This is a genomic window from Halochromatium roseum, from assembly GCF_016653315.1.
GTDB lineage: Bacteria > Pseudomonadota > Gammaproteobacteria > Chromatiales > Chromatiaceae > Lamprobacter > Lamprobacter roseus.
The window spans coordinates 1-5,047 of record NZ_NHSH01000022.1 but is presented as its reverse complement, the minus strand read 5'-3'; the positions used below and the strand labels follow the sequence as shown (position 1 = coordinate 5,047).

The 5,047-nt window shown below is 60.8% G+C and carries 7 protein-coding genes and 1 pseudogene; 5 read left to right on the top strand and 3 right to left on the bottom strand.

Annotation, left to right across the window (positions count from 1 at the left end; all coding sequences use genetic code 11):
• Positions 1–105 (top strand): IS1 family transposase (locus tag CCR96_RS02440; protein ID WP_242518373.1); only part of this gene is annotated, 105 nt, incomplete at its 5' end.
• A gap of 29 nt (positions 106–134) precedes the next feature.
• On the opposite strand, the gene CCR96_RS02435 is transcribed toward CCR96_RS02440, so the two are convergent.
• From CCR96_RS02435 to CCR96_RS02425, 3 genes and pseudogenes are all read right to left on the bottom strand, one after another.
• A complete protein-coding gene (locus tag CCR96_RS02435; protein ID WP_201216309.1) occupies positions 135–350 on the bottom strand; it encodes a hypothetical protein in 216 nt (71 codons plus the stop codon).
• Positions 347–823 (bottom strand): type II toxin-antitoxin system VapC family toxin, encoded by a 477-nt coding sequence (locus CCR96_RS02430; RefSeq protein WP_201216304.1) that lies wholly within the window; start codon positions 821–823, stop codon positions 347–349. Before CCR96_RS02430 ends, CCR96_RS02435 begins: the two co-directional genes overlap by 4 nt.
• Before the next feature lie 21 nt (positions 824–844).
• Positions 845–1,075: pseudogene (locus CCR96_RS02425) on the bottom strand (IS66 family transposase); the annotation flags it as partial.
• Between the two features lie 123 nt (positions 1,076–1,198).
• Here CCR96_RS02425 and CCR96_RS02420 point away from each other — a divergent pair.
• The 4 genes from CCR96_RS02420 to CCR96_RS02405 all read left to right on the top strand — a co-directional run bounded on the left by CCR96_RS02420 (position 1,199) and on the right by CCR96_RS02405 (position 5,008).
• Positions 1,199–2,425 carry a site-specific integrase gene (locus CCR96_RS02420; RefSeq protein WP_200241009.1) on the top strand — a complete coding sequence of 409 codons (1,227 nt, stop codon included), beginning with the start codon at positions 1,199–1,201 and terminating at the stop codon, positions 2,423–2,425.
• A complete protein-coding gene (locus CCR96_RS02415) occupies positions 2,422–3,363 on the top strand; it encodes a tyrosine-type recombinase/integrase (RefSeq protein ID WP_201216297.1) in 942 nt (313 codons plus the stop codon). Before CCR96_RS02420 ends, CCR96_RS02415 begins: the two co-directional genes overlap by 4 nt.
• On the top strand, positions 3,360–4,355 hold the full coding sequence (locus tag CCR96_RS02410; protein WP_201216276.1) for a tyrosine-type recombinase/integrase: 996 nt from the start codon (positions 3,360–3,362) through the stop codon (positions 4,353–4,355). Before CCR96_RS02415 ends, CCR96_RS02410 begins: the two co-directional genes overlap by 4 nt.
• Positions 4,356–4,438: 83 nt before the next feature.
• The gene (locus tag CCR96_RS02405; protein WP_201216254.1) at positions 4,439–5,008 is read left to right on the top strand and encodes a transposase; all 570 of its coding nucleotides are present in this window, start codon (positions 4,439–4,441) and stop codon (positions 5,006–5,008) included.
• Positions 5,009–5,047: the final 39 nt, after the last annotated feature.

Below are 5,047 nucleotides of genomic sequence, written 5' to 3'. Positions count from 1 at the left end.
AAACGCCTGGCACGGAAAACCATCTGTTTTTCCAAACTCGACGTCATGCACGATACTGTTATTGGGCTTTTTATCAATCGATATGAGTTCGGGCTTGCCGTGTGAGAAACACATGTAGAGCACTACCGTCCAATTCAGTGACCGACCAACTGGTGCAGGTGGGTTAAAGTCTCCTCAAGGTTAAATTGACGAGCTTGTTCTGCTAGTTTCTGAATGCTGTACCCTGATTCTGCATTCATCGTTGCCTTGATCGCCCAAAGCTCCTGTAAGAGAGGATCGTTGCAGCCAAGGCGCGCAGTATTGTGGGTGGCAGAAACCGGGGTGTGCGTCATATCAGTCGCGAATGTCATGGCAGGGTCTCCAGAAGCTCTTCGGGGGTCGCTAAAATCGGCGGCGGATAACCCAGTTGCTGTATCGCCATTTGCAAGCGAAACTTTGCAACGGGGCCAACCAGATGCGCAAAGTTCCAGGTGGCAACAAAATCGACCTGGGAAAGGGTTGCCAATGCAATATGCAGAGCATCTTCCTGCTCAGTAGGCGGTACGGCACCCGTTGAAACAAGCCTTTCGGCAAGTGCTTCGCACTTTGCATCAATCGGCAAGAGGGGCAGCGGCTGGCAAATAGCAAGCCGCCTCATGGCGGCCTCAGGATCACCGGCAGCAACCTCCTTGAGTACCAGTTGCGATGAAAACGCAGCAAACTTCTCACTGCGGCTTTCCCACCATTCGCGCGTCGCCTCCTGCCGCGCAGCGACAATCAGGTCGCGGCTCGGGCGAGCCGTCAGGTAGCTGATAACAGAGGTTTCGACATAAATGCGCGGCATTGGTATCGACTGTGTAGTCGTTCAGACACCCGCCATTGGAGCCGGCAACGCTGGAGCCGTGCGGCCAGCACGTCGCTCCGTGATGACGGCGGCCAGATAGGGCCAAGGCAGATGCCCGCGTTTGCGGCAGGTTTCGATCACGCTGGCCAGCAAGGTGAAGGTGCGTGATCCGGCCTCGTTGCGCGTTCCCATCATGATGCGGCGGGCAATGACCCAGTGGCGCAGGGCTTGCTCGGCGGCATTATGCCGCATCCTCGGTTATGCCGCATGGCGCGCCGCGTCTGGCATGGCTGGCGCCTTTTCGGCTTTACCTGTTCGGCATAATGCCGTCGGCTCTCAGGTCTGGCAACACCGCCAGATCTGTGGAGAGACGCTATGTCCGAGCAGCACTTTGCCTCTGGGCCTTCTTGCTGTGAGCCCGATCTTGATCACCATCTTGAGGCGTTCCTTTCCGGCCTCACCCAAGCCGGATATGCCGAGAACACCCGGCGCGGCAAGGCGCGCCGGATTGTGCCGTTTATACAATGGACCCACACGTCGGGGATTCGCCTGTGTGAGGTTGACGACCTCGATGCCTGTATCGATGCCTTCTTGGCGAGTCCCGGTCGTCGTCTTTACAAGCATCGCAGCGCATTGCAGGCGTTCCTAGCCTATCTGCGTGAGGCGAAGGTTCTGCCGCCACGCCCGATGGAACGATCGACGGCGGACGCGCTGCGCCACAGCTACCTTGAGCATCTGCAGTCCCAGCAAGGACTCAGCGCTCACTCGATCGCGGCTTACGCGGTCAGTGTGCGCGGTTTTATCGAAGCCATGCACCTGCCCGAAGAGGCCGCAGACCTGGATGCGCGCGCGATCCAGCGCTACCTGCTCACGCTCAGCCCGGAGCATGCCGTTGCCACCGTGAAAGTGTATGCCGCCGGGCTGCGCTCGTTTCTGCGTTTCTGCCTTCTGAAAGGTCTCATCAGCCGCGATCTTTCAACCGCTTTGCCCTGCATCGGACGCTGCCAGCCCAAGCCCATGCCGCCGATCCTGAGCGATGAGGATATCGAGCGCGTGCTGGCGACGGTTGATCGCTCGTCTCTGCGCGGCTGTCGGGAGTTTGCCGTCTTGCAACTCTTGGCGCGTTTGGGCTTACGCGCGAGTGAGGTCCTCGCGCTGCGCTTGGAGGATGTGCACTGGGAGCAAGGCGAACTTCTGGTGCGTGGCAAAGGTGCCCAGTTCGATCGCCTGCCATTGCTCCAAGACGTCGGCGAAGCGATCGTGCAGTACCTGCGTGTCGCCCGAGGCCACAGTGACTCGCGCCAGCTCTTTTTGAGCCGCCAGGCGCCGCGGATCGGTTTGCAGGATCCCTCGACGGTCAGCGCGATCGCCCATCGCGCGCTTGAGCGTGCCGGGCTGCTGCCCAGAGGTCGTGTCGGTGCACACATCTTTCGCTATAGCCTGGCCACACGGATGCTGCGCCACGGCGCCTCCTTGAGCGAGATCGCTGAAGTCTTACGCCACCGCTGCATCGCGACCACCCAAGGGTATGCCAACGTCGATCTTGAGCGACTGCGTGACGTCGCCCAAGCCTGGCCGGGCAAGCAGGAGGTGGTCCAATGACCGATCTGCACACCGCTCTTGGTGAGTATCTGTCGATACGTCGAGCGCTGGGGACGCAATTGAAGTGGCCCGAATCGGTGTTGCGCCAGTTTGTCGATTTCCTCATCGCAGAGCAGACCGATGTGGTGACAATCGCCTTGGCCCTAAGCTGGGCCTGCCTGCCGGGCGGATTGCAACCGGCGACCTATGCGCGTCGCCTTGGTATCGTGCGCGGGTTTGCCAGCTGGCTGCGGGCCAGCGATCCGCGCACCGAGATTCCACCACGGCATCTCCTGCCGACACCACACCGGCGGCCAACACCTTACATCTACCGCCCTGAGGAGGTCTCGGCCTTGATGGGCGCCGCGCGCCAACTCAACGGTGGCCTGTTGCAAGGTGCCACCTTCGAGACCCTGATCGGATTGCTCGCCGCCACTGGACTGCGTCCTGGCGAGGCACTCAAGCTCTCTGTGGATGACGTTGATCTGCACGCGCAGGTGCTGATGATTCAAGGGTCGAAAGGCGGCAAATCGCGGCTGGTTCCGATCACGCCATCGACGACAGCGGGCTTAGCGCAGTATGCCGAGCAACGTGATCGTCTCCTGCCGCAGCGCAAGACCTCCGCCTTTCTGCTCACGCCCCAGGGGACATCTGTCCCCAGTGATCGGGCGCGCAAGACCTTTGCGCGGCTGTGCCAGCCACTGGGCTTGCGTCCCCGTCAGCCTGGGCGCAGCGGACGGGGTCCTCGGCTGCAAGATTTCAGGCACACCTTCGCCACCCGTCAGCTGATCGCCTGGTACCGCAATGGAGAGGATGTGAACCGGCTCATGCCGCAGTTGACGACCTACCTCGGGCATGCGAGCCCGCACGAAACCTATTGGTATCTGCAAGCGGTTCCCGAACTGCTCGCGCTGGCCTCCGAGCGTTTGCTGGCTCACCAGGGAGGTGAGCGGTCATGAGTGCAACGCCACTGCCGGCGCTCATTCAGCGCTTCTTCATCGGGCGGTTACAAACGCAGCTTGGGGCGAGCCGGCATACCATCGCTGGCTACCGCGATACCTTTCGCTTGTTATTGGGCTATGTGTCGCAACACCGCCAACAGCTCCCTTCGCAGTTAACACTCGAGGATCTGGATGCCGCGCTCCTGTGCGCCTTCCTCGATCATCTGGAGCACCAACGCGGCAACGGCATCAGGACGCGCAACTGTCGATTGGCTGCCCTGCATGCGTTTTTTCACTTCGTCTCCTATGAGGCGCCACACTGTTTGCTGCAATGCCAGCAGGTGCTGGCCATCCCGACCAAGCGCTACGCGAAGTGCACGGTCGCGTTTCTCAACGAGCAGGAAACGGGCGCACTTGTGGCGGCACCGGACTTGTCGACCTGGATCGGGCGACGAGATCGCGCGTTGCTGCTGCTGGCCGTTCAGACGGGGCTACGTAGCCAGGAGCTGCGTGCCTTGTGCGCGCGTGATGTCGAACTCAACGCCAGTGCCTTTGTCCGCTGTCTAGGAAAGGGGCGCAAGCAACGCAACACGCCGTTGCGTACCGATGTCGTGGTGATCCTGCGCGATTGGCTGGCTGAGCAATCCCCACTCGCCGACCAACCCGTCTTTCCCAGTCTTCGTGGTCACTGTCTGAGCGCTGACGCCTTGCAGCACATCGTCCATCGGCACGTCTGTTCAGCGAGCACCACATGCGCGTCGTTACGGGACCGTCGGATCACGCCCCATACGCTGCGCCATACGGCAGCTATGGCGCTGTTGCAGCATGGGGTCGACCTCGCGGTGATCGCCTTGTGGCTTGGACACGAGTCGATCGAGACGACACATCAGTACCTGCACGCAGATATGAAGATCAAGGAACGCGCTCTTCACTGTACTGCCCCGACTGATGTTCCACCAACTCGGTTTCAGCCCGACGATAGCTTGCTCGCCTTCCTGAAGGGACTGTGATTATGCCGACTCAAAATGCGCCACGAATCAGAGACCCAACCATATCCGTTGAACCGACGCACTGCCATGCGGCATAACCGAGGATGCGGCATAATGGCGAGGAGCAGTGGATTCCGGTGCGCCTGCTCTTTGTCCGGGGCGTCAACCAAGACGCCGACAGCCCGGCTGGGGCGAAATCCTGGGCGCTGTTCCTGAGCACCGACCGCCGCCTCTCCCCGGCGACGATTTTGGAAACCTATGCCTTGCGCTGGAGCATTGAGGTGTACTTCAAGGAGGCCAAGCAGTCTCTGGGCTTGCTCTGGGAGCAAACCGAGACCTTTGCCTCGCATCTGGCCTCGATCCACTTAACCGCCGTGCGCTATTGCCTGTTGGCGTTCGGGCAGATCCAAGGCGCTGGCACCCGCGTCTGCGAAGTCCGCACGGCCGTCGGCGCGCAGCTCAGTGAGCTGGATTTCGCCAAGCGCCTGTGGGGCTTTTTCCGCGCCTTGATCGCTGAGGCCGTCGATGGACTCCAGGAGACGCTCGGGCCGGCCGGTGCGCTGGTGATGAGCGCCATCGACGAGCGGGTGCAAAGCTTCTTTGTCCAGGCACTGCAACTCGATGAGTTTACCCTTCGGTTGGAGGGCGTGGAGACCGGTTCTATCGAGGCTTGAACCGGCCAGCATGGCTTTTTTGAACTCCGAAACGTGAGT

Excerpts from the sequence above, each read along its gene's own strand:
- CCR96_RS02435 (WP_201216309.1), bottom strand. The coding sequence starts at position 350 with ATGACATTCGCGACTGATATGACGCACACCCCGGTTTCTGCCACCCAC.
- CCR96_RS02430 (WP_201216304.1), bottom strand. The coding sequence starts at position 823 with ATGCCGCGCATTTATGTCGAAACCTCTGTTATCAGCTACCTGACGGCT.
- CCR96_RS02420 (WP_200241009.1), top strand. The coding sequence starts at position 1,199 with ATGTCCGAGCAGCACTTTGCCTCTGGGCCTTCTTGCTGTGAGCCCGAT.
- CCR96_RS02415 (WP_201216297.1), top strand. The coding sequence starts at position 2,422 with ATGACCGATCTGCACACCGCTCTTGGTGAGTATCTGTCGATACGTCGA.
- CCR96_RS02410 (WP_201216276.1), top strand. The coding sequence starts at position 3,360 with ATGAGTGCAACGCCACTGCCGGCGCTCATTCAGCGCTTCTTCATCGGG.
- CCR96_RS02405 (WP_201216254.1), top strand. The coding sequence starts at position 4,439 with ATGCGGCATAATGGCGAGGAGCAGTGGATTCCGGTGCGCCTGCTCTTT.